General features: G+C 65.6%; 24 protein-coding genes. 7 read left to right on the top strand and 17 right to left on the bottom strand.

Annotation, left to right across the window (positions count from 1 at the left end; translation table 11 throughout):
• Window positions 1-69 precede the first annotated feature (69 nt).
• Window positions 70-960: a triacylglycerol lipase gene (locus NJG22_RS14640; protein ID WP_253095464.1), complete on the top strand. Its 891-nt coding sequence runs from the start codon at window positions 70-72 to the stop codon at window positions 958-960.
• A gap of 117 nt (window positions 961-1,077) precedes the next feature.
• Here NJG22_RS14640 and NJG22_RS14645 read toward each other — a convergent pair whose 3' ends face one another.
• Window positions 1,078-1,950 (bottom strand): DMT family transporter, encoded by an 873-nt coding sequence (locus NJG22_RS14645; RefSeq protein WP_253095466.1) that lies wholly within the window; start codon window positions 1,948-1,950, stop codon window positions 1,078-1,080.
• 215 nt (window positions 1,951-2,165) lie between these two features.
• Between NJG22_RS14645 and NJG22_RS14650 the strand changes: the two genes are divergently transcribed.
• From NJG22_RS14650 to NJG22_RS14660, 3 genes are all read left to right on the top strand, one after another.
• Window positions 2,166-2,954, top strand: a complete 789-nt coding sequence (locus NJG22_RS14650; RefSeq protein ID WP_253095467.1) for a helix-turn-helix transcriptional regulator — start codon at window positions 2,166-2,168, stop codon at window positions 2,952-2,954.
• A gap of 63 nt (window positions 2,955-3,017) precedes the next feature.
• Window positions 3,018-3,302, top strand: a complete 285-nt coding sequence (locus NJG22_RS14655; RefSeq protein ID WP_217852414.1) for a PsiF family protein — start codon at window positions 3,018-3,020, stop codon at window positions 3,300-3,302.
• 70 nt (window positions 3,303-3,372) lie between these two features.
• Window positions 3,373-4,380: a hypothetical protein gene (locus tag NJG22_RS14660; RefSeq protein ID WP_253095469.1), complete on the top strand. Its 1,008-nt coding sequence runs from the start codon at window positions 3,373-3,375 to the stop codon at window positions 4,378-4,380.
• 132 nt (window positions 4,381-4,512) lie between these two features.
• Here the strand turns inward: NJG22_RS14660 and NJG22_RS14665 are convergent, their stop codons facing one another.
• Window positions 4,513-5,784, bottom strand: a complete 1,272-nt coding sequence (locus tag NJG22_RS14665; protein ID WP_253095471.1) for an Hsp70 family protein — start codon at window positions 5,782-5,784, stop codon at window positions 4,513-4,515.
• Between the two features lie 162 nt (window positions 5,785-5,946).
• Between NJG22_RS14665 and cbpA the strand changes: the two genes are divergently transcribed.
• Window positions 5,947-6,903, top strand: a complete 957-nt coding sequence (cbpA, locus tag NJG22_RS14670) for a curved DNA-binding protein (RefSeq protein ID WP_253095473.1) — start codon at window positions 5,947-5,949, stop codon at window positions 6,901-6,903.
• A gap of 2 nt (window positions 6,904-6,905) precedes the next feature.
• Window positions 6,906-7,211 (top strand): chaperone modulator CbpM, encoded by a 306-nt coding sequence (locus NJG22_RS14675; protein ID WP_253095474.1) that lies wholly within the window; start codon window positions 6,906-6,908, stop codon window positions 7,209-7,211.
• A 130-nt stretch (window positions 7,212-7,341) separates the two neighbouring features.
• Here the strand turns inward: NJG22_RS14675 and NJG22_RS14680 are convergent, their stop codons facing one another.
• Complete coding sequence (locus NJG22_RS14680; protein ID WP_253095475.1) at window positions 7,342-7,875, bottom strand: GNAT family N-acetyltransferase; 534 nt, start codon at window positions 7,873-7,875, stop codon at window positions 7,342-7,344.
• A 5-nt stretch (window positions 7,876-7,880) separates the two neighbouring features.
• Window positions 7,881-8,405: a GNAT family N-acetyltransferase gene (locus NJG22_RS14685; RefSeq protein WP_253095476.1), complete on the bottom strand. Its 525-nt coding sequence runs from the start codon at window positions 8,403-8,405 to the stop codon at window positions 7,881-7,883.
• Window positions 8,406-8,913: 508 nt separating this feature from the next.
• Here NJG22_RS14685 and NJG22_RS14690 point away from each other — a divergent pair.
• Window positions 8,914-9,213 carry a hypothetical protein gene (locus tag NJG22_RS14690; protein ID WP_253095477.1) on the top strand — a complete coding sequence of 100 codons (300 nt, stop codon included), beginning with the start codon at window positions 8,914-8,916 and terminating at the stop codon, window positions 9,211-9,213.
• 132 nt (window positions 9,214-9,345) lie between these two features.
• Here the strand turns inward: NJG22_RS14690 and cycA are convergent, their stop codons facing one another.
• From cycA to cbiE, 13 genes are all read right to left on the bottom strand, one after another.
• Entirely contained in the window at window positions 9,346-10,761 is a 1,416-nt protein-coding gene (gene cycA / locus NJG22_RS14695) for a D-serine/D-alanine/glycine transporter (RefSeq protein ID WP_253095478.1), read from the bottom strand.
• 266 nt (window positions 10,762-11,027) lie between these two features.
• Window positions 11,028-12,392 carry a PepSY domain-containing protein gene (locus NJG22_RS14700; RefSeq protein WP_253095479.1) on the bottom strand — a complete coding sequence of 455 codons (1,365 nt, stop codon included), beginning with the start codon at window positions 12,390-12,392 and terminating at the stop codon, window positions 11,028-11,030.
• Window positions 12,393-12,450: 58 nt separating this feature from the next.
• A complete protein-coding gene (locus NJG22_RS14705) occupies window positions 12,451-14,511 on the bottom strand; it encodes a TonB-dependent copper receptor (protein WP_253095480.1) in 2,061 nt (686 codons plus the stop codon).
• Window positions 14,512-14,580: 69 nt separating this feature from the next.
• A complete protein-coding gene (locus tag NJG22_RS14710) occupies window positions 14,581-15,012 on the bottom strand; it encodes a DUF2946 domain-containing protein (protein ID WP_253095482.1) in 432 nt (143 codons plus the stop codon).
• A 20-nt stretch (window positions 15,013-15,032) separates the two neighbouring features.
• On the bottom strand, window positions 15,033-15,512 hold the full coding sequence (locus NJG22_RS14715; protein WP_253095484.1) for a copper chaperone PCu(A)C: 480 nt from the start codon (window positions 15,510-15,512) through the stop codon (window positions 15,033-15,035).
• A gap of 46 nt (window positions 15,513-15,558) precedes the next feature.
• Window positions 15,559-15,948 carry a DUF2946 domain-containing protein gene (locus NJG22_RS14720; protein ID WP_253095486.1) on the bottom strand — a complete coding sequence of 130 codons (390 nt, stop codon included), beginning with the start codon at window positions 15,946-15,948 and terminating at the stop codon, window positions 15,559-15,561.
• Window positions 15,949-16,064: 116 nt separating this feature from the next.
• Window positions 16,065-16,919 carry an SPFH domain-containing protein gene (locus NJG22_RS14725; RefSeq protein ID WP_253095488.1) on the bottom strand — a complete coding sequence of 285 codons (855 nt, stop codon included), beginning with the start codon at window positions 16,917-16,919 and terminating at the stop codon, window positions 16,065-16,067.
• A 27-nt stretch (window positions 16,920-16,946) separates the two neighbouring features.
• A complete protein-coding gene (locus tag NJG22_RS14730) occupies window positions 16,947-17,384 on the bottom strand; it encodes an NfeD family protein (RefSeq protein ID WP_134692558.1) in 438 nt (145 codons plus the stop codon).
• A 72-nt stretch (window positions 17,385-17,456) separates the two neighbouring features.
• A complete protein-coding gene (gene vapC / locus NJG22_RS14735) occupies window positions 17,457-17,867 on the bottom strand; it encodes a tRNA(fMet)-specific endonuclease VapC (protein ID WP_253095489.1) in 411 nt (136 codons plus the stop codon).
• Entirely contained in the window at window positions 17,867-18,097 is a 231-nt protein-coding gene (vapB, locus tag NJG22_RS14740; RefSeq protein WP_253095492.1) for a type II toxin-antitoxin system VapB family antitoxin, read from the bottom strand. The genes vapC and vapB overlap by 1 nt, the downstream gene beginning before the upstream one ends.
• Before the next feature lie 83 nt (window positions 18,098-18,180).
• The gene (locus NJG22_RS14745; RefSeq protein ID WP_253095494.1) at window positions 18,181-18,909 is read right to left on the bottom strand and encodes a cobalt-precorrin-6A reductase; all 729 of its coding nucleotides are present in this window, start codon (window positions 18,907-18,909) and stop codon (window positions 18,181-18,183) included.
• Complete coding sequence (locus NJG22_RS14750; protein ID WP_253095496.1) at window positions 18,906-20,000, bottom strand: cobalt-precorrin-5B (C(1))-methyltransferase; 1,095 nt, start codon at window positions 19,998-20,000, stop codon at window positions 18,906-18,908. Before NJG22_RS14750 ends, NJG22_RS14745 begins: the two co-directional genes overlap by 4 nt.
• Window positions 19,993-21,204 (bottom strand): precorrin-6y C5,15-methyltransferase (decarboxylating) subunit CbiE, encoded by a 1,212-nt coding sequence (cbiE, locus tag NJG22_RS14755; protein ID WP_253095497.1) that lies wholly within the window; start codon window positions 21,202-21,204, stop codon window positions 19,993-19,995. The genes NJG22_RS14750 and cbiE overlap by 8 nt, the downstream gene beginning before the upstream one ends.
• Between the last annotated feature and the right edge of the window lie 68 nt (window positions 21,205-21,272).

Raw genomic sequence — 21,272 nt, forward strand, 5'->3', positions numbered from 1 at the left:
AGTTCGATTGCGAATGACCCGGGGCGCGCTGTAGTGTGGGGCGCTCGTCCACGGAAGAGGGCAAGGCTGATGAGTCAGGAGCTGGCCACGCGTTATCCACTGGTGCTGGTGCCGGGCATGCTCGGCTTCGTGCGGGCGCTGCTGTACCCCTACTGGTTCGGCATCGTGCCGGCGTTGCGCCGGGGCGGCGCGCAGGTGTTCCCGGTGCAGGTGTCGCCGCTGCATTCCAGCGAGGTGCGCGGCGAGCAGCTCTTGATCATCATCGAGGACATCTGCCGCCGAACAGGGGCCGAGAAGGTCAACCTGATCGGCCACAGCCAGGGCGCGCTCAGTGCCCGCTATGCGGCGGCGAAGCGGCCAGGCCGGGTGGCCTCGGTGACCTCGGTGGCTGGCCCCAACCATGGCTCGGAGCTGGCCGACCATCTCGAACACACGGCACCGGGGGACTCGGCCCGGGGGCGTATCCTCAAGGCGATTCTGCATGGCCTGGCGGTAGTGCTGGGCTGGCTGGAGACCGGCTGGCGCCGGGATCCGCTGCCGATCGACGTGCACGCCTCGCACCAGTCGCTGACCCGCGCCGGGGTGGCGCTGTTCAACCAGGCTTATCCACAGGGGCTGCCCGAGGTGTGGGGCGGTGAGGGGCCGGCCGAGGTGAACGGCGTGCGCTACTACTCCTGGTCAGGCACCTTGCAGCCGGGGCGCACCGACCAGGGGCTGAACCGCTTCGACGGCAGCAACTACTTCTGCCGCTTGTTCTCCCGCAGCTTTGTCAGGGAGAAGGGGCAGTGCGATGGCATGGTCGGGCGCTTCAGCTCGCACTTGGGCCAGGTGATTGGTGACGACTATCCGCTTGATCACCTGGATATCGTCAACCAGTCATTAGGCGCGGTCGGCAAGGGCGCCGAGCCGGTGCGGCTGTTCACCGAACACGCCGCGCGGCTCAAGGCTGCGGGGCTGTGAGAAGCCTGGGGCTGCTTCGCGGCCCTTTCGCGACACGAGGCCGCTCCTACAGGGGATTGCGTTGGTCTGTGAGAGCGGCCTTGGGTTGCGAAAGGAGCGCGTAGCGCTCCCCGGGTGCTAACGCCGTACCGGCGTGGTCCAGCGCTCGGCCAGCAGTACCCCGACCAAGGTCAACAGGCCGCCGACCAGGTGATAACTGGCCAACTGCTCATCCAGCACTGCCGCAGCAATCACCGCCGTGACCACCGGCAGCAAGTTGAAGAACAGCGTGGTGCGGCTTGGCCCCAAGCGGTGCACGGCTTGCATCCACAGCAACGGCGCCACCATCGAGGCGAGCACGCAGGCATACAGCACCAGGCCCAGGTTCTGGCCGTTCAGGCCTGTCTTGGGCGACAGCACGAACAACGGCAGCAGCACCAGGATCGCCACCAGCACTTGCAGGTACAGCAGTTGCAGCGGCGGCAGGCGCAGTTGCCATTTCTTCAGCAGGAAGCTGTACAGCGCATAGGCCAGGGTGGCCACCAGCATCAGCAGGTCGCCGCCGTTCAAGCCCTGGTGCAGCAGCGTCGCCGGCTGCCCGGCCGAGACCACCTCGAGCACGCCGATGAACGACACCAGCGCACCCAGCAGCGCGCCGTAGCTCAGGCGCTGGCCGAGCCAGGCGATGGACAGCGCCAGCGACATCAGCGGCATCAGCGAAAGGATGATGCCCATGTTGGTGGCGCTGGTGATGCCCGCAGCAAAGTAGGCCAGGCTCTGGTAGATGGCCATGCCCAGCACGCCGAGGACGAACACCTTGCCCAGGTGCGGGCGGATCGCCGCGCGGTTGCGCCAGACCTTGGGCAGCAGGAACGGGGTGAACAGCAGGCCGGCCAGCAGCCAGCGGTAGAAGCCGATCTCGGCGGGGAAGATGGCACCGGCGGACATCTTGGTGACCACGGTGTTGCCGGCCCAGATGAGGATGGCCAGAAGGGGAAAGAGGTAGTTCATGTTGCACAGGTTCTCGGTAAGGCGGGAGTTCCTGGGGGCTGCTTTGCAGCCCTTTCGCGACACAAGGCCGGTCCTACAGGGGATGCGCTCTTCAGTAGGAGCGGCCTTGTGTCGCGAAAGGACCGCAAGGCGGTCCCAGGCAGGCGATGATTATCGTCTGTCTGTTAGTAAGCCTATACTTCCATCCAGACAACCTACCCCGCGAAGCAGACAGCATGGCCCGCAAATTCCTCGACATCCCCCGTTTCGACCAACTGCCGGCCCCGGTGTACTTCCGCTACGACGAGTTCGGCGCCGACACCCACAGCGCCCCCCATCGCCATCCCTGGGGCCAGCTCAACTATGCCTCACACGGCCTGATGCACCTGGATGTCGAAGGCCAGCGCTTCATCTCGCCGCCGCACTACGCGGTGTGGGTGCCGCCGGACGCCGAGCATGGTAGCTACAACCCCCAGGCCATCGTCTACCGCTCGGTGTACCTGGACCGCAGCCTGTGCGCCGAGCTGCCGCGCCAGGCCTGCAGCCTGCTGACCAGCGATATCCTCAGGGCGATCCTCGGCGACTTCGCCCGCCGCGACCTCAAGGTCGCCCAGGACGCGCGCGACCAGCGCCTGGTACAGGTGCTCATCGACCAGTTGCACCAGATCCCGACCCAGACCTGCTACCTGCCGTTCGCCCGCAGCGATGGCCTGCGCCAGGTGCTCGAGGCGTTGCATGTCGAGCCCGGCGACAACCGCCCGCTGGCCGACTGGGCCGCCCAGGTGCACGTCAGCGAGCGCACCTTGGCGCGCCACTGCCTGCGCGAACTGGGCATGAGCTTTGGCGAATGGCGCCTGCGCCTGCGTTTCCTGCGAGCCATCGAGGCGCTGGAGGCAGGCTTGCCGATCCAGGCCATCGCCTTCGACCTCGGCTACAGCAGCGCCTCGGCCTTCATCGCCATGTTCCAGCGCCAGGCCCACTGCACGCCGGAGCAGTACCGGCGGCAAGCGCGGACAGAAATGTAAGAATTGTTGTCTACACTCTGCTCGACGACCGCGCATCGGGCGCGGGAACAAGGAGACCACTCCATGAAGCTGCTGCACGTACCCCTGCTGGTGTTGGGCATGTTGATCGCCGGGCAAGGATTCGCCGCCACCGCGCAACAGGAAAAGATGAAGACCTGCAACGCCGACGCCACCGCCAAGGCCCTCAAGGGCGACGAGCGCAAGGCGTTCATGAGCACCTGCCTGAAGAAGAGCCAGCCGGCCACCCAGCAGGAGAAGATGAAGACCTGCAACGCCGACGCCACCACCAAGGCGCTCAAGGGCGACGAGCGCAAGGCCTACATGAGCGACTGCCTGAAGAAGAAATGACCTGCGCCTATGCCTCTGCCAGGAAGGCTGGCAGACTGCGGGTCTTTCCGCTGTCTGCCGTCGAGGCTGTATGACCTTCACCCCCCGCCAGATCACCCTTGCCAGCCTGCTCATCGTCGTCGCCGGGCTGTTGCTGGCGCTGCCGCTGAAACTGCTGCCGAGCCTGCTTGCCGGCCTGCTGGTGTTCGAGCTGGTCAACATGCTCACTCCGCGCCTGCAGCCGCTGATCGCCGGGCAACGCGCGCGCTGGCTGGCGGTGGCGCTGCTCGGCACCCTGGTGGTGAGCACGCTGACGTTGCTGATCGCCGGCGCCTTCAGTTTCCTTTTGCACGAGGCCGAAAACCCGGGGGCCTCGCTGGACAAGTTCATGGCCCTGGTCGAGCGCGCCCGTGGCCAGTTGCCGCCGTTCATCGACGCCTACCTGCCGGCCAGCGCCGCCGAGTTCAAGGTGGCCATCGGCGATTGGCTCAAGAGCCACCTGAGCGAACTGCAACTGGTGGGCAAGGGCATGGCGCACATGTTCGTGACCTTGTTGATCGGCATGATCCTCGGCGCCATCGTCGCCTTGCAGCGCATCCCCGACGTGTCACGGCGCAAGCCGCTGGCCGCGGCGCTGTTCGAGCGCCTGAGCCTGTTGGTGCAGGCGTTTCGCAACATCGTCTTCGCGCAGATCAAGATCTCGCTGCTCAACACCCTGTTCACCGGCGTGTTCCTGGCCGTGGTGCTGCCGCTGTTCGGCGTGCACCTGCCGCTGACCAAGACCCTGATCGTGCTGACCTTCCTGCTCGGGCTGCTGCCGGTGATCGGCAACCTGATGTCCAACACCCTGATCACCATCGTCGGCTTGTCGCTGTCGATCTGGGTGGCGATGGCGGCGCTGGGCTACCTGATCGTGATCCACAAGGTCGAGTACTTCCTCAACGCGCGGATCGTCGGTGGGCAGATCAGCGCCAAGGCCTGGGAGCTGTTGCTGGCGATGCTGGTGTTCGAGGCGGCGTTCGGCTTGCCGGGGGTGGTGGCGGGGCCGATCTATTACGCCTACCTGAAGAGTGAGCTGAAGCGGGCGGAGCTGGTTTGATCCTGTTCGCCGGCAAGCCGGCTCCTACGCTATACGTGTAGGAGCCGGCTTGCCGGCGAACACCGGCGTAGCCGGTGCCATCCACCGCGGCGCCTGGTTCGCCAGCAAGCTGGCTCCTGCAGGACGGGAGCCTCAGGCGGCGCCGTAACGCTTGCGCGCCTCGATGGCCAATCCGCTGCCGATGCTGCCGAAGATATTGCCTTCCACATGCCGCGCATTGGGCAGCATCGCCGCCACGCTGTTGCGCAGCGCCGGAATGCCGCTGGAACCACCGGTGAAGAACACCGTGTCCACCTGCCCCTCGCTCACGCCGGCCTTGGCCAGCAGCTCGCTGACGCTGCCGCGCACCCGCTCCAGTAGCCCGTCGATGGCCTCCTCGAACAGCACCCGGGTCAGCTCGGCCGACAGCTGCGGCTCGATCCGGCCAAAGTCGATGCTCCGGCTGTCGCGCTCGGTCAGTTCGATCTTGCTGGCCTCCACCTCCATCGCCAACCAATGCCCGGCGCGCTGTTCGATCAGGTTGAACAGGCGGTCGATGCCAAGGGTGTCCTCGATGTCGTAGCGCATGCTGCTCAGGGCCAACTGCGATTTCTGCGAGTACAGGGCGTTGATGGTGTGCCAGGTGGCCAGGTTGAGGTGGTAGCTGGTGGGCATCAGCGCGCCGCTCTTCATCCGGCTGCCGTAGCCGAACAGCGGCATCACGCCCTGCAGGCTCAGTTGCTTGTCGAAGTCGGTGCCGCCGATGTGCACGCCGCCGGTGGCGAGGATGTCGTCCTGGCGCTCGGCCACCTGGTGGCGCTCGGGCGACAGGCGGATCAGGGTAAAGTCCGAGGTACCACCGCCGATATCGACGATGAGCACCAGCTCTTCGCGGCTGATGCCCGACTCGTAGTCGAACGCCGCGGCGATCGGCTCGTACTGGAACGACACGTCCTTGAAGCCGATCTTGCGCGCCACGTCGGCCAAGGTGTCCTCGGCCTCCTGGTCGGCGGCGGGGTCTTCGTCGACGAAGAACACCGGGCGGCCCAGCACCACCTGCTCGAACTCACGGCCGGCATCGGCTTCGGCGCGTTTTTTCAGCTCGCCGATGAACATGCCCAGCAGGTCCTTGAACGGCAGGGCACTGCCCAGCACGCTGGTGTCGTGCTTGATCAGCTTGGAGCCCAGCAGGCTCTTGAGCGAGCGCATCAGGCGGCCTTCGTAGCCCTCCAGGTACTCGTGCAGGGCCAGGCGGCCATATACCGGGCGACGCTCCTCGATGTTGAAGAAGACCACCGAGGGCAGGGTGATCTTGCCGTCTTCCAGGGCGATCAGCGATTCGACGCCCGGGCGGTGCCAGCCGACCGTGGAGTTGGAGGTGCCGAAGTCGATGCCGAGGGCGCGGGCCGGGGATACGTCAGACATGAGGAGTGCTTCCGGAGGCAAAACGGCCGCGCAGTTTATGCCGTTCTGCGGCTAAATCAAGACCGGCCGTCTGCGATAGCGCAACCCCGGATGCACCTTGAAAGGCTATGCTTGACCCCAATCTTCAGTAGCAATACGCACATTCACATCGGTGATCCCCAGATGGACTTCAAAGACTACTACAAGATACTCGGCGTCGAGGCGAGCGCGGACGACAAGGCGATCAAGGCCGCGTACCGCAAGCTTGCGCGCAAGTATCACCCCGACGTCAGCAAGGAGCGTGACGCCGAGGACAAATTCAAGGAGGCCAACGAGGCCTACGAAGTGCTGGGCGACAAGGACAAGCGCGCCGAGTACGACGAGATCCGCAAGTATGGCGGCCAGCATGGCCGGCCGTTCCAGGCGCCACCCGGCTGGGAGTCGCGCGGCGGCGCTGCTGGCGGCTTCGAGGGCGGCGATTTCTCCGACTTTTTCAGCTCGATCTTCGGCGCCCGGGGCGGCAACCCTTTCGGCGGCGGTGGCCGGCAACAACGCAGTGCCGGCAGGCGGGGGCAGGACGTGGAGCTTGAACTGGCGGTGTTCCTCGAAGAGACCCTGAACAAGGAATCCAAGCAGATCAGCTTCCAGGTGCCGCAGACCAATGCCGCCGGGCAGCGCACCGGCTTCACCACGAAAACGCTGAACGTGAAGATCCCCGCCGGGGTGACCGACGGCGAGCGCATCCGCCTCAAGGGCCAGGGCGCGCCCGGCGTCGGCGGTGGCGCCAATGGCGACTTGTTCCTGACCATTCGCATGGCACCGCACCCGCAGTTCGATGTCGAAGGTCATGACCTGATCATCACCGTGCCGCTGGCGCCGTGGGAAGCGGCGCTCGGCGCCAAGGTGGCCGTGCCGACCCTGACCGGCAAGATCAACCTGACCATCCGCCCCGACAGCCAGAGCGGCCAGCGCCTGCGGGTCAAGGGCATGGGCCTGTTGAACAAGCAGGGCGAACGCGGCGACCTGTACGCCCAGCTCAAGGTGGTGATGCCCGCCCAATCCGATGACGCAACTCGCGCACTGTGGACCCAGCTCTCCGAGAAAGCCGCGTTCAACCCGAGGACTCAATGGAGTAAGTGATCATGAGCAGCACCCTGATCGTTCAACTGGACATGCGTACCCTGTGTCAGGAGGCCGATCTCACGGCCGATTGCGTGATCGAGATCGTCGAGCACGGCATTGTCGAACCGTCGGGGCGAACGCCTGAGGAATGGGTGTTCGACGACCGCGCGCCGGTGACGCTCAAGCGCGCGGTGAAGCTGCATGAGCAACTGGAGCTGGAGTGGGAAGGGGTGGCGCTGGCGTTGGAGTTGCTGGAAGAGGTGCAGCAGTTGCGCAGCGAGAACAGCATGTTGAAGCAGCGGTTGGGGCGGTTTACCCAGATGTGATGGGTATGGTCTGTGAGATCCTGGGGCTGCTGCGCAGCCCTATCGCGACACAAGGCCGCTCCTACAGGAGATCGCGTTCCCCTGTAGGAGCGGCCTTGTGTCGCGATAGGGGCGCAAAGCGCCCCCAGGTTCACGACGCTTTCGCGATCACCTTGAAGTACAACGCCGTAGCCCGATAAACCCCTTCCGGCCCACAGGCATAGTCCGGAATCTCCCCCGCCTTGCTATACCCCAGCGCCCGATAGAACGCCTGCGCCCCAGACCCTGCCTCGGTATCGAGAAACAGCATCCCCCGCCCGATCCGTCGCGCCTCGGCCTCCAGCGCCCCCATCAGTTGCTGCCCCAGCCCACGCCGCCGGGCATCGCTGTGCACCAGCAATTTCTGCACTTCGCCCCGGTTCAGTCCATTGGGCTTGAGGCACAGCCCCAGTTGCACGCTACCCAGCACCTCCTGCCCCTGAGCGATGACCCAGAGCAGTTGCTCGCCACTGGCCAGCTTTGCCTTCACCTCATCGAAGTAGGCCTTGGCCTGCTGTTCGTCGATATCGGCCAGAAACCCCACCGAAGCGCCCTGGCGCACCGCATCCAGCAAAAGGGCCACCAGGCTGTCGCGGTAATACGCCAGGCCTTCGTGGGTCACGCGGTGCAGTTGCGCGCTCTTCATGGGCTTCAGGTCCTTGAAGGGGGTAGGGGGCTGTCATCCAGATACAGTTGCATGAAGGTCAGGTCCAGCCAGCGCCCGAACTTCACGCCCACCTGTGGCATTTGCCCGGTGATGTTGAAGCCCAGGCGTTCGTGCAGGCGGATCGACGCGGCGTTGCCGCTTTCGATGGCGGCGACCATCACATGCTTGTTGCAATGGCGTGCACGCTCGATGAGCGCTTCCATCAGGTCGGGGCCCAGGCCTTTGCCGCGCTGGTCACCCCGCACGTACACCGAATGCTCGACGGTATGGCGAAAGCCCTCGAACGGCCGCCAGTCGCCAAACGAGGCATAGCCCAACACACCGGATTCATCGACTGTGACGAGGATCGGGTAACCCTGTTGCGCACGCGCCTCGAACCAGGCCAGGCGGTTGGCCAGGTCCACCGGGGTTTCGTTCCAGATCGCCGTGGTGTTGGCCACGGCGTCGTTGTAGATGTCGAGGATGCCCGGCAGGTCGTCGGGCAGGGCATCGCGCAGCTGATAATTCATGGTGCGGTCTCGCAAGGCGGAAGGCTGCAAACTGTGCTCGATGCTCAAGCAAGGCACGTGCCGGGCTGGGTAGGCGTGGAATTGTCCGGGGCGGGGCAATTTGTGCGCCGATTGGGTGCGCGGGTTTGAGTTCGCGCACTGTTAGTGGGCGTTGACGGTGAACATTTTGACACACCCCAGTTACTTGAGTACCGTGCCGCACCGCAGTAGATTCTGCGGTTCGGGATTGGCGTCCCGTATTCAGAGAGATCGAGCACTGACGCAGCTTGCGGCGGTGTTCTGCATGGCTGCACCCGTTATGGGCGAAGCCGTGTGTGGGAGCCTTCGGGCTCACCGGTTCTCTCTGCCGGCACGCCAACCCGCACGGCTTCGTCCACCCATCCTGGCGTATGGGCGCGAAGCTTCTAAAAGAGAGAGCTGCAAGGAGATGCACCATGCTCAAGAAGATCGTTCCAGATCCACCGTTCGCATTTGCTGGGTTCGCCACCTTTCATCGAGAGGTGCAGCCATGAACCAGGAATCGCTGGTCAACCTCACCTCGGGCAAATCCCGTCCTGTCACCGCCAGTTCCCATTTCGGCACCTGCAATCACGCCCATGCCCCGATGCTTTCGGTACAGGCTGGGGTCGATAGCGAGGATGCGCTGGTGTGCGCCGTGGCGGCGTTGAAGGCGGCGTATGAGAGCAATGCCGCGGCGCTGGAAAAGGCGGGGGAGCCGTTGCGCAGTTTGCTGACGGCGACGGAGAACTCGCTGGAGAAAGGCCTGGCGTTGGCCGAGGCGGTGCTCGAGGGGTTGGAGCAGGGTTGAGACAGTAGGGGCGTTGCGCGCCCATTCGCCAGCAAGGCTGGCTCCTACAGGTCCCGCGCAGGTTTCGGAGCGTGCGCTGTACCTGTAGGAGCCAGCCTTGCTGGCGAATGGGCTGCGCAGCAGCCCCCGCGATCAGCGGTTCGACGCCTCGCGCACGGCGGTACGCGGCTGGCGCCTGCTACGCACGAACTGATAGGTCACCGCCAGGATCAGGAACCAGATCGGCGTCACCACCAGCGCCGAGCGGGTGTCGGCCTCCAGGCTCAACAGCACCAGGATGCCGGCGAAGAACACCAGGCACACGTAGCACATGAAGCGCCCGCCGGGCATCTTGTAGGTGGACTGCTCATGCAGCGCCGCGCGCTGTTTGCGGTAGCTCAGGTACGACAGCAGGATCAGCGTCCAGACGAACATGAACAGCACCGCCGATACCGTCGTCACCAGGGTGAAGGCTTCGATCACATTGGGTACCAGGTAGATCAGCACCGCGCCCAGCAGCAGGCAGGTGCAGGAGAAGTACAGGCCGTTGGCCGGCACCGCGCGGCGCGAGAGTTTCTCGAACGCCTTGGGCGCATCGCCCTCCTGGGCCAGGCCGAACAGCATGCGGCTGGTGGAGAACACGCCGCTGTTGGCCGACGAGGCCGCCGAGGTCAGCACCACGAAGTTGATGATGCTCGCCGCCGCCGGCAGGCCGGCCAGCACGAACAGCTCGACGAACGGGCTCTTGCCCGGCACCACGTCGCGCCATGGGGTGACCGCCATGATCGCGATCAGTGCCAGCACGTAGAACACGATGATCCGCACCGGGATCGAGTTGATCGCCCGCGGCAGGGTGCGCTCGGGGTTCTTCGCTTCCGCCGCGGTGGTGCCCACCAGCTCGATGCCGACGAAGGCGAACACGGCGATCTGGAAGCCGGCGAAGAAGCCGAGCAGGCCGTTGGGGAACATGCCGCCGTCATTCCACAGGTTGGCCAGGGTCGCGGTGTGCCCGCTTGGCGACTGGAAACCGGTGATGACCATGTACAGGCCGGTGGCGACCAGGCCCATGATGGCGATGATCTTGATCAGGGCGAACCAGAACTCCATTTCGCCGAACATCTTCACCGTCACCAGGTTCAGCGACAACAGCAGGGCCACGCAGCTCAGCGCCGGTATCCACTGCGGCAGCTCCGGGAACCAGAATTGCGTGTAGGCGGCGATCGCCACCACGTCGGCGATGCCGGTGACCACCCAGCAGAACCAGTAGGTCCAGCCGGTGAAGTAGCCGGCCCAGGGGCCGAGCAGGTCGGCGGAGAAATCGATGAACGACTTGTAGTTGAGGTTCGACAGCAGCAGCTCGCCCATGGCGCGCATGACGAAGAACAGCATGAAGCCGATGATCATGTAGACGAAGATGATCGACGGCCCGGCCAGGCTGATGGTCTTGCCCGAACCCATGAACAGGCCGGTGCCGATGGCGCCGCCGATGGCGATGAGCTGGATGTGACGGTTGGTCAGGTTGCGTTGCAGGTGCTGCTCTTCGGAGGGTGTCTGGGAGGTCCGGGTCATAGGCTGCATTCCATTGAGGGTCAGTCTTTTTGTGAGCGAAAGCCAAGTAGGCTATCACGTCGCGTTCCAATCGCGGGTGTGGCAGATCGGCACGATCTTGGCGGTACAGGGCGGTCGGGGACATGATCGCGGTCAATGGATGGAGCACACATCCTGGGGCTGCTGCGCAGCCCTTTCGCGACACAAGGCCGCTCGTACCGGCGACCGCGTCCCCCTGTAGGAGCGGCCTTGTGTCGCGAAAGGGGCGCAAAGCGCCCCCGGCAATCTCAAGCCCGAACCATGCCCCGGCGCCTGACCACCAGGCTATCCACTCCCCACATCACCACCATCGAAATCCCCACCAACGGGAAGGCGATGCCCAGCAGCACCATCACCCCCACCGCCATCTTCCAGCGCGGCAAGTCATGGCGCAGCGGCGGCACCCCCAGCCCACCGGTGGGCTTGCGCTTGCACCACATCACCAGCCCGCTCACCGAGCCCAGCAGGATCATCAGGCACACCAGCAGGATGACGAGCTGGTTCAACGCCCCGAACATCTTGCCCTCGTGCAGCATCACCCCAAGCTCCGTGGCGCGGGCCACCGGGCTGTAGTCCTGCCAGCGCACGTCGGCCAGCACCTGGCCGGTGTACTGGTCCACATGCAAGGTGGCGTCGTTGCGCGGATCGTCGGCGAACACCGCGATGGTGAACACGCCCTCGGCACTGGTCGGCAGGGTGATGCTGTAGCCCGGTTCGACCTTGCGCAGGCTGGCGACATCCTCGACCTGTTGCAGGCTGACCTGCGGCGCAGCGGGGGCAGTGTCCATGCTGTGATGCCCGGCATGCTCGGCGTGGGCGCCGGATACCGGCATCGGCGTGTTTTCCATCGCCCACGGCACGGTCTGGCGATGGGCGTTGTTGAGCGCGCGCGCTTGTTGGTCGGACTTGGGCACGTCATTCCACATGGCCGCCGGGAAGCGGTTCCACAGGTCGGCATACTGCTTGCCCCACAGCCCGGTCCAGGTCATGCCGCTGAGCAGCATCAACAGCAGCAGGGCCGAGCCCCAGAAACCGGTGACGGCATGCAGGTCGCGCCACAGCAAGCGGCCACGCGCGCTGAAACGTGGCCACAGCACGCCCGCGCTGCTGCGCCCGCGTGGCCACCAGAGATAGAGGCCGGACACCACCAGGACGATGCCCCAGCCCGCCGCCAGTTCCACCAGCCGGTCACCGAGCGTGCCGACCATCAGTTCGCCATGCAGGGCGCGGGCGATGGCCTGCAGGTTCTGCTTGCCATCCTGCTCGCCCAGCACCTTGGCGCTGTACGGGTCGACGAAGACGTTGAGTTCGCGCCCGCCGTCATGCACCACGAACTGCGCGCTGCGCTCGGCATTCAGTGGTGGCAGGTACTGGCCGACATGGCCCTGTGGATAAGCCTGGCGCACGCTGGCCAGCAGGCTGTCGGCGCTTTGACGGTGATGGCCGGCCTCGACCACCATCAGCTCGCGGTACATCAAGGGATCGAGCTGCGGCTTGAACAGGTAGATGATCCCGGTGATTGCCAGCAGGATCATGAACGGCGCCACGAACAGCCCGGCATAGAAATGCCAGCGCCACGCCAGGTTGTAGAACGATACATTTGGTTTGCTCATGGGAGCCTCCCGTAGACCTTGAGTGGGCGCGGTCAGGCCCCGCGCCCGTTTGTTGTTGTCAGAAGCTGAAGTCGACCTTGGTCCAGAAGGTCCTGCCTGGCTCGTTGACCGGCTGCACGCTGTTCGCCGGGTAGCCGAACCCGGCGTTCCCGGCCAGGTTCAGGTGCTCGGCGTAGGCCTTGTCGAACAGGTTGTCGACGCCCGCGCTGAGCTTGAGGTTGTTGTTCACCTTGTAGGCACCGTTGAGGGAAAACACGCCGAAGCCGGCGCTCTTGTCGTAGTCCTTGCCCACCACGTTGCCCTGGTTCTTGGCGATGCGGTTCTGCTCCGCCACCAGGCGCCACAGGGCGCCGACGCTCCAGGTGTCGCGGCTGTAGGTCAGGCCCAGGCGGCTTTCCAGCGGTGGCATCTGTGGCAGGGCCTTGCCATCGCTGCTGTTCTTGCCCCAGGCGTAGGCCAGGGTGGCATCGGCCTTCCAGTTGTCGGTCAGCCTGTAGGCCGCGCCCAGTTCGCCGCCCATGATGCGCGCATCGATGTTCTGCGCCTGGGACACCAGCTTGCTGCCCATGCCGCCTTTGCCCGGCACATAGTCGAACAGGATGTAGTCACGGATCTGCCCGACGTAACCCGATGCCCAGGCCTCCAGGCGTTCGTCGCGGTACTGGATGCCGAAGTCGAGCTGGGTGGTCTTCTCCGGCTTGATGCCGTCGAAGGCATTCACCGAACCGGTGGGTGCCAGGGTCGGCGAGAACAGCTCCCAGTAGTCGGGGAAGCGCTGGGAGTGGCCCAGGCCGATGTAGGTGGTGGCCGGCACGGCGGCCAGGTCATGCTCATAGCGCACGAAGCCACTGGGCAAGGTATCGGCCCGGGTGTCGCCGCTGGTAGCGATGCCCTTGCGGAAATCGCGGGCCGAGGCGCGGTCCAGGCGCGCGCCGGTGATCAACCGGTCCTCGCCGGTGGCGTACCAGGTCAACTCGCCGAACACGCCGTAGTTATGGAAGTCGGCGTCCTTGTCCCAGGGCTTGGCCTTGTACGTGTCGATGCCCATGCCGTTGCGCTTGCGGTGCTCGTTGGTTTGGGCATCGATGCCGCTGATCAGCTGTACATCGGCCCAGCGCCAGGTCGCCTTGATCCGTGCGCCGAGGGTGCGGCGGTCGACGTTGCTGGCCATGGCCATGCCGACGGGCGTGCGCAGGGTGTAGTTGTCCATCACGTGGTCGGCGTAGTTGTAATAGACCTGCGCCTCGACCTTGTCGAGCACCTCGCCAATATTGGATTTTTCGAAACGCAGCCCCAGGCTTTCACGCTTGAACTGCGAGCCGTCCATGCCACGCCCGGCCGAACGCGCCTCGCCATCGCCCTTGCCGGCGGTCAGCTCGAGCAGGGTGTCGGCGTCCGGGGTCCAGCCAAGCGTGACGTCGCCGTTCCACTTGTTCCAGCGCGACGGCACGGTGTCGCCGTTGCCGTCCTCGAAGTCGTCCGAGTGCGACTGGTTGCCGACGAAGCGCACATAGCCGAGCGGGTTGCCGGCCGCGGCGTCGAGCACCTTGTCGAAGCGGCCGTTGGAGCCGGCCAGCATGCTGGCGTTGACCCGGCTGCCCAGCTCGCCGAATTTCTCCGGGTCACGTTCGAACAGGATGGTGCCGGCGGAGCCGCCGGGGCCCCAGATCACGCTCTGCGGGCCCTTGATCACCGTGAGGCGGTCGTAGGTTTCCGGCGAGATGTACGAGGTTGGCGCGTCCATGCGGCCCGGGCAGGCGCCGAGCATCATGCCGCCGTTGGTGAGGATATTTAGGCGCGAGCCGAACATGCCGCGCAGCACCGGGTCGCCGTTGGTGCCGCCGGCACGGATCACCGAGAAGCCGGGGATGGTCTTGAGGTAGTCGCCGCCGTCGCTGGCCGGCACCGGCTGGCGTGGGTCCTTGGGGTTGGTGACCACGGTCAGCGGCGAGCTTGGGGCGATGGCGGTGATCACCGTCGGGCTCAGCTCGGCGGTGTCGTGTACCTGGCCTTGATGGCCGGTTTCGGCGGCCAGGGCCAGTGGCGCGAGCAACGAGCCGCACAGCACGGCGATGGTCCCACGCAGGGAAAGGGCAAAAACAGGGGTGCAGCCGGACATAATGATTCCAGTCGATCAGTCATGAGTCAGCGCGAAGCCTCCTGGCTTCGGGCATTGATAGCGTTGTGTTCAGACGAGGATCGAAAGGGGCGGCGCGCGGCTGCGGGCGCCGGGGAAGACGGCCTGCCGGGCATGGCCCTGGCGCGTGGCAACGGTGAGGTGGCTGGGTGGGGTGACGCTGCCTGCGCTGAGCGGGCTGAGGCTTTGGGGCAGGGCGGGGCAGTTGAACAGCAGGCTGCAGTAGCCGCACTTCTCCCACATGACATGCAGCTGGCCATCGTTGCCGTGGCCGTGGTGCGCGTCGTGACCCTGGGCCATGGGCATGTTCATCGACATGTCCATGGGCATGGCCATGCCGGCGTGGTGCTCCATCGGCATCGACTGGGACACCAGCGGGCCGATGAAGATCATCCACATGGCGAACAGGCTCAGCCAGCCGCCACCGACGCGCCTGCGATCAGGGCGGGTGCTGCGGGCGGAGCTGTTGCGCGGCAGGCTCATGGCGAGCGCCTGTCAGTCGGTCAGTGCGCGTGCGCCGCGCCTTGCTCGGCCGGAGGCTGCTTCTGCACGGCGACATCGACGGTGACGTCACCGGCTTTCTCGAAGTGCAGGGTCAGCGCGAAGCGCTTGCCGTCGGTGAGCAGGCTGCGGTCCTTGGGCTGCATGATCATCACGTGGTAGGCGCTGGGGGCGAAGGTCAGGTCCTTGCCTGCGGGTACCACCACGCTCTGCACCTGTTGCATCTTCATGGCGCCGGCGGCGCTCATCACGTGCTCGTGCAGCTGGGCGTCGTCGCTGATTGGGCTGTTTACCGAGAGCAGGCGGTCGTCGGCCTTGCCGTTGTTGTGCACGACGAAGTAGGCCGCCACGTTGGGTGCGTTCGGCGGCAGTTCCAGCGACCAGGGGTGGGCGATGTGCAGGTCGCCGACGCTGTATTCGTGGGCGTTGGCGTAGGCGCCGGGCAGCAGCAGGGCGGCCAGGACGAGGGCTTGCTTGAGCATGGTGAGTCTCCGGTCTGTTCAGGTTCTGATGGACAGCGTAGTGAACTCAGGCCAGTGGAGAGGCACGGGGATTGAGCGCGGGCCAGAGCTGGCGCGGCGTGGGTTGGTAGTCGGCGAGGTGTGGCAGGTGCCCGGCGGGCAGCAGCGGCGGGTTGTGCAGCTGGGGCGGATAGACGGGCAAGGCCAGCAAGGGCGCCGCGCCCAGGCAGCACCAGCAGTTCGTCATGCTGGCGCTGTCGTCGCTTTGCGGCCCCAGGTCGATCTTGGCCAGGGCCTGGACATCGACCTTGGCCTTGTTGGCCATGCTGGAGCAGAAAGCCCCCCACAGCAGCTGTTCGGCCGGGCCCTTGGGCGCGGCAGAGGACAGCGGCATGGCCAGCAGGTTGAACAGCACTGCAAGGCAGGCTATCCAGGCGATGTGCCGACGTGGGGGCATGGAGAGATCCGGTCAGGAATCGTGGTGGCTATTGTACGGCGGAGTATAGGTAAAAACGCCGGGGTGCGGTGAAGTGCCGCACCTGGGGGCGAGTGGTTCGCCAGCAAGCCGCGCTATCAGACCTTGCCGCGGCCTAGCAGCCCGCGCACGGTCTCTTGCAGGTCAGCCGGCAGCACCACGACTTTCGAATTGTCGCTGGCCGCCAGGTTCTCCATAGCACCGATGTAACGCTCGCCCAGCAGGTACATGGCCGGCACGGTCTCGCTACCCACCGCTTCCTTGACCAGGGTGATTGCCCGGGCCGAGGCTTCTGCCAGGTTGACCTGGGCTTCGGCGTCCAGCTTGGCGGCTTGCAGGCGCGCCTCGGCCTCGAGGATCGCCGCCTGCTTGTTGCCCTCGGCGCGGGTCACGTCGGCTTTACGCTCACGCTCGGCGGCTGCCTGGCGCTCCATGGCGGTCTGCATGCTCGGCGACGGCTTGATGTCCTGGATCTCCACCGAGCGCACGGTCACGCCCCAGTCTTCGGTCTGCTCGGACATCGCCTCGCGCAGGCGCGCCTTGATCTGCTCGCGGCTGGACAGCGCTTCGTCCAGGTCCATGGCGCCGACGATGGCGCGCAGCGAGGTCATGGTCAGGCTGGTCACGGCGAAGGAAAAGTTCTGCACGCCGTAGGAGGCCTTCTGCGGGTCGACCACCTTGGCGAAGCACAGGGCGTTGGCGACGATCACCGCGTTGTCCTTGGTGATGATCTCCTGCTGCTGCACGTCGAGGATGATGTCCTTGGTCGGCAGGCGGTAGGCGACCACGTCCATGTACGGAATGACGATGTTCAGGCCCGGCTTGAGGGTGCTGTGGTAACGGCCCAGGCGCTCGACGATCCATTCCTCGCCCTGGGGCACGATGCGCACGCCCTTGAACACGGTGATCAGTACGAATACAGCGAGGGTGGCGACGACGATGAGGCTGGTCATGCTTGCGAACTTCCTTTTAGTGCGGATTCAGGCCCGGGTGACCCGGGCGGTGTTGCCTTCGATGGCAGCCAGGCGCACGCGCTCGCCGGCGGGGATATCGCTGTCCGAGATGCAGGTCCATTCCTCGTTGCCGAGGATCGGTTTCTGGAAACGCACGCGGCCTTTCTGGAACTGCGACACGGCGCTGGTCAGCAGGCCGACCTCGCCGATCACGCTATCGGCGGTCCAGCGCACGTCCGCTTTCTTGCGCCGGAACACCTTGAACCAGAGCACGGTGGTGATCGACGAGAACACCACCCACAGCAAACCCTGCATATCGAGTTGCAGGCTGGGGGCGAGTAGCGAGACGAACGACACCAGCACGGCGCCGATGCCGAACCAGAGAATGAAGAAGGTGGGGAGCACCAGTTCCAGCAGGATCAGGGCCACGCCGAAGACGAGCCAGATCCACCATTGCATTTCCATATGGGCGGAGCCTTCCAGAAGGGGAGGGGTGATTCTACGGCAGGATCAAGGCACAGGGCCATCTCGTGGCCGTCAGCATGGGTGTGTCACCCAGTCTTCCACACGCAAGCCAGGTACACGCTGGAACTCGCGCAGGTTGTTGGTCACCAGGGTAAGGCCGCGAGCGCGGGCGTGGCCGGCAATCATTCTGTCGTAGGGGCCGATGGGCGTGCCGGTCTTGGCCAGCTCCGCACGTAGCTGCGCGGTGTGAGCTGCGCCCTGAATGTCGTAGTCAAGCACATCGAGCCGTGCGGCGAACCCTTCGACAATGGCCAGGTTACGCTCTGGCGCTGCGGATTTTTCCGCGCCGTAGATCAACTCCATCAGGGTGACCGTGCTGATGGCCAGTTGGCCGTGGTAGCGATTGAATGCCTCACGCACTACCTGTGGCTTGTTCTTGATGGTGAAAATGCAGATGTTGGTATCGAGCATGTACCTGAGCATCAGAATCCTTCGCGCTCCTGGTCGGCTGGCTGTTCCCTGCTGGCCATGAAGTCCGCACTCACATCGTCACCCTCGAACCAGCTATCCCAGCATTCGCCGGCAGGCGAGATGATGCGCGAACGCCCCACCGCGACGATGTCCACGCGGGTGACGTCTTCTGGAAGGGCGAGGGCTTTTGGCATGCGGATAGCCTGGCTGCGGTTGCTTTTGAAGACTGCACCTTGCTCCATGATGGGCCTCCTTGAAAGCGTAAATGTATGTCCGGAGTTTAATTCGAGGATTGGATATGTCAATGGGATATACAGCTTGCGAGTCAGGCCTTGAACCGGCCGAGAGCCTCCAGTACCGCTGCTGCATCCTGAAACGCCCGATCCACTTCCGGCAGCGCCGGCCGCTTGAGCACTAGCACCGGGATACCTCGTTCCCGCGCCACCTCGAGCTTCGGCTCGGTGGCTGTGCTGCCACTGTTCTTGCTCACCAGCACGTCGACCCGCCGACGCTCGAACAGGGCACGTTCATCGTCGATGAGGAACGGCCCGCGCGCACCGATCACCTCGCAGCGTTCATTGCCGGGGTAGGCCTCGAGGGCGCGCAGGGTCCAGAACTGGTGGTGCGGTATTTCATTCAGATGTTGCAGCGGTTCACGGCCGAGGGTGAACAGCGGTCGCTCGAAGGGTGCGAGCGCCTCGATCAGTTCGGCCCAGTCAGCCACTTCGCGCCAGTCATCCCCCGCCTGCGCCTGCCAGGCCGGACGACGCAGTGCCCAGCAGGGGATGCCGGCGCTGGTGGCGGCCAGAGCGGCGTTGGCGCTGATCTGCGCGGCGTAGGGGTGGGTGGCGTCGATCAGCAGGTCGATGCCTTCGGCGCGCAGATAGCTGGCCAGGCCTGCGTCGCCGCCATAACCGCCAACCCGCACCTGGCACGCCAGGTCCTGGGGAATACGGCCGATGCCAGCGAGGCTGTAGACATGCAGCGGACCCAGTTGTCGGGCGATGGCCAGGGCTTCGGTAATGCCGCCAAGTAGCAGGATGCGCCCGTTCATTGCACACCCGCCTTGCCGACGATACCGCCCTGGCGGTCGATGGCGAACACTTCGACTTGCACCTCGGCCGGCACCACGCTGCGGGCGAAGAGCAGGGCGTGACGGCAGACCTCGTCGCCGAGCGCGATACCGGCGGCGTGGGCCATAGCCAGCGCCTGCTGGCTGGTGTTGGCGCCGACGATGGCCTGTTGCAGCGTGGTATCGGCGCCGATGGCCGCTGCCCAGCCCGCCAGCTGCGGCAGGTCGATGCTCGAATGGCGGCTGTGCAGGTCCATGTGCCCGGCCGCCAGCTTGCTGATCTTGCCGAAGCCGCCGCACAGCGTGAGGCGCGGCACCGGCACCTTGCGCAGGTGCTTGAGCACGGCGCCGACGAAGTCGCCCATCTCGATCAGGGCGATCTCGGGCAGGTCGTAGACCCGGCGCATGGTGTCTTCGCTGGCGTTGCCGGTGCAGGCGGCGATGTGCGTGTAGCCGTTGGTGTGGGCGACGTCGATGCCCTGGTGGATCGAGGCGATGTAGGCCGAGCAGGAAAACGGCCGGACGATGCCGCTGGTACCGAGGATCGACAGCCCGCCGAGGATGCCCAGGCGCGGGTTCATGGTCTTCAGGGCCAGCGACTCGCCACCCTGGACATTGACCGTGACTTCGAAGCCGCCGCCATAGCCGCATTCGCTGGCCAACTGTTGCAAGTGGTCGCCGATCATCCTGCGCGGCACCGGGTTGATCGCCGGCTCGCCGACGCCCAGCACCAGCCCCGGGCGGGTCACGGTCCCCACGCCTTGCCCGGCGACAAAGCGAATGCCGGGCTCGGCCAGCAGGCGCACCTGGCTGTAGAGCAGGGCGCCATGGGTGACATCGGGGTCGTCGCCGGCATCTTTCAGGGTGCCGGCTTCGGCGGCTTCGCCTTTGAGATGGCAGAACTCCAGGCGCATCTCTACCACTTTGCCCTTGGGCAGGGTGATGTGCACCGCGTCATTGTGCTGGCCGGTCAGCAGCAGGCGCGCCGCCGCCAGGCTGGTGGCGGTGGCGCAGCTGCCGGTGGTCAGGCCGCTGCGCAGGGGCGCGGGCTGTTCGAGGGTTTCTTCACGCATCGACGGGCTTCACCACGTCGAGCAAAGTGATCGGCAGGGCCTGGCGCCAGGTGTCGAAGCTGCCCAGTGGCTGGGTGTGGGCGATATGGATACGGGTCAGCTCGCCGCCGTGTTGGTCGCGAAACTGCGCCAGGGCGACTTCGCTTTGCAGCGTGACGGCGTTGGCAACCAGGCGTCCGCCTGGCAGCAGGCGCTCCCAGCACAGATCGAGCACGCCTTCGCGGGTAACGCCGCCGCCGATGAAAATCGCGTCCGGACGTTCCAGCCCGGCCAACGCTTCGGGTGCCTTGCCGCGGATCAGTTGCAGGCCGGGCACGCCGAGGGTGTCGCGGTTGTATTCGATGTAGCCCTGGCGGCCCTCGTCAGCCTCGATCGCAAGGGCGCGGCAGCTGGGGTGGGCGCGCATCCATTCGATGCCGATGGAGCCGCAACCGGCACCTACGTCCCACAGCAGTTCGCCCGGTTGCGGTGCCAGGCGGGACAGGGTGATTGCTCGCACGTCGCGCTTGGTCAGCTGGCCGTCGTGACGAAAAGCGCTGTCAGGCAGGCCGGCCACGCGAGGCAGGCGCGGGGCGTCAAGCGAGGCCTGGCATTCGATGGCGACCAGGTTGAGTAGAGCGATGTTGGTATGTGGCCAGTCGTCGGCGCTGCCGCTCAGCGTTCGTTCCTGTGGGCCGCCGAGGTGTTCGAACACCTGCAGACGGCTGGGGCCGAAGCCACGTTCGCGCAGCTGCGCGGCAATGGCCGCCGGGCTGCTTTCGTCGTTGCTCAGCACCAGCAGGCGCATGCCGCTGTGCAGATGGGCATTGAGCGCGGCCAGCGGCCGGGCCACCACCGACACCACCTGCACGTCCTGTAACGGCCAGCCCAGGCGGGCGGCGGCCAGGGCGCAGGAGGAGGGCATCGACAGCACTTGCAGCTCCTCGGCGGGGAGTTGGCGCGCCAGGCTGGCGCCGACGCCGTAGAACATCGGGTCGCCGCTGGCCAGCACGCAGACCGGCTCGCCGCGCAGGGCCATGACCGGGGTCAGGGAGAAAGGGCTGGGCCAGGTCAGTTGCTTGGCGGTCACGCAGCGGGGTAGCAGGGCCAGCTGGCGCGGGCTGCCAAAGATCCGGGTGGCTGACAGCAGCGCGCGCCGGGCCTGTTTGCCCAGGCCGCTGAAACCGTCTTCGCCGATACCTATTACTGTCAGCCAGGGGGCCATCTGTTCCTCGTACCAATCATTGATCGCGGGGCAAGCCTGCTCCCAGGAAGCGACGTGGGAGCAGGCTT

It is taken from the genome of Pseudomonas sp. VA159-2, assembly GCF_024126635.1.
Lineage (GTDB): Bacteria > Pseudomonadota > Gammaproteobacteria > Pseudomonadales > Pseudomonadaceae > Aquipseudomonas > Aquipseudomonas muyukensis.

What these genes read in the sequence shown, in the direction of transcription:
- NJG22_RS14675 (WP_253095474.1), top strand. Translation starts at nt 6,906, where the DNA reads ATGAGCAGCACCCTGATCGTTCAACTGGACATGCGTACCCTGTGTCAG.
- vapB (WP_253095492.1), bottom strand. Translation starts at nt 18,097, where the DNA reads ATGGAGCAAGGTGCAGTCTTCAAAAGCAACCGCAGCCAGGCTATCCGC.
- vapC (WP_253095489.1), bottom strand. Translation starts at nt 17,867, where the DNA reads ATGCTCAGGTACATGCTCGATACCAACATCTGCATTTTCACCATCAAG.
- NJG22_RS14655 (WP_217852414.1), top strand. Translation starts at nt 3,018, where the DNA reads ATGAAGCTGCTGCACGTACCCCTGCTGGTGTTGGGCATGTTGATCGCC.
- NJG22_RS14645 (WP_253095466.1), bottom strand. Translation starts at nt 1,950, where the DNA reads ATGAACTACCTCTTTCCCCTTCTGGCCATCCTCATCTGGGCCGGCAAC.
- NJG22_RS14730 (WP_134692558.1), bottom strand. Translation starts at nt 17,384, where the DNA reads ATGGAAATGCAATGGTGGATCTGGCTCGTCTTCGGCGTGGCCCTGATC.
- NJG22_RS14700 (WP_253095479.1), bottom strand. Translation starts at nt 12,392, where the DNA reads ATGAGCAAACCAAATGTATCGTTCTACAACCTGGCGTGGCGCTGGCAT.
- cbiE (WP_253095497.1), bottom strand. Translation starts at nt 21,204, where the DNA reads ATGGCCCCCTGGCTGACAGTAATAGGTATCGGCGAAGACGGTTTCAGC.
- NJG22_RS14685 (WP_253095476.1), bottom strand. Translation starts at nt 8,405, where the DNA reads ATGAATTATCAGCTGCGCGATGCCCTGCCCGACGACCTGCCGGGCATC.
- NJG22_RS14660 (WP_253095469.1), top strand. Translation starts at nt 3,373, where the DNA reads ATGACCTTCACCCCCCGCCAGATCACCCTTGCCAGCCTGCTCATCGTC.
- NJG22_RS14680 (WP_253095475.1), bottom strand. Translation starts at nt 7,875, where the DNA reads ATGAAGAGCGCGCAACTGCACCGCGTGACCCACGAAGGCCTGGCGTAT.
- cycA (WP_253095478.1), bottom strand. Translation starts at nt 10,761, where the DNA reads ATGACCCGGACCTCCCAGACACCCTCCGAAGAGCAGCACCTGCAACGC.
- NJG22_RS14720 (WP_253095486.1), bottom strand. Translation starts at nt 15,948, where the DNA reads ATGCCCCCACGTCGGCACATCGCCTGGATAGCCTGCCTTGCAGTGCTG.
- NJG22_RS14710 (WP_253095482.1), bottom strand. Translation starts at nt 15,012, where the DNA reads ATGAGCCTGCCGCGCAACAGCTCCGCCCGCAGCACCCGCCCTGATCGC.
- NJG22_RS14750 (WP_253095496.1), bottom strand. Translation starts at nt 20,000, where the DNA reads ATGCGTGAAGAAACCCTCGAACAGCCCGCGCCCCTGCGCAGCGGCCTG.
- NJG22_RS14725 (WP_253095488.1), bottom strand. Translation starts at nt 16,919, where the DNA reads ATGACCAGCCTCATCGTCGTCGCCACCCTCGCTGTATTCGTACTGATC.
- NJG22_RS14665 (WP_253095471.1), bottom strand. Translation starts at nt 5,784, where the DNA reads ATGTCTGACGTATCCCCGGCCCGCGCCCTCGGCATCGACTTCGGCACC.
- NJG22_RS14705 (WP_253095480.1), bottom strand. Translation starts at nt 14,511, where the DNA reads ATGTCCGGCTGCACCCCTGTTTTTGCCCTTTCCCTGCGTGGGACCATC.
- NJG22_RS14690 (WP_253095477.1), top strand. Translation starts at nt 8,914, where the DNA reads ATGAACCAGGAATCGCTGGTCAACCTCACCTCGGGCAAATCCCGTCCT.
- NJG22_RS14745 (WP_253095494.1), bottom strand. Translation starts at nt 18,909, where the DNA reads ATGAACGGGCGCATCCTGCTACTTGGCGGCATTACCGAAGCCCTGGCC.
- NJG22_RS14715 (WP_253095484.1), bottom strand. Translation starts at nt 15,512, where the DNA reads ATGCTCAAGCAAGCCCTCGTCCTGGCCGCCCTGCTGCTGCCCGGCGCC.
- NJG22_RS14650 (WP_253095467.1), top strand. Translation starts at nt 2,166, where the DNA reads ATGGCCCGCAAATTCCTCGACATCCCCCGTTTCGACCAACTGCCGGCC.
- NJG22_RS14640 (WP_253095464.1), top strand. Translation starts at nt 70, where the DNA reads ATGAGTCAGGAGCTGGCCACGCGTTATCCACTGGTGCTGGTGCCGGGC.
- cbpA (WP_253095473.1), top strand. Translation starts at nt 5,947, where the DNA reads ATGGACTTCAAAGACTACTACAAGATACTCGGCGTCGAGGCGAGCGCG.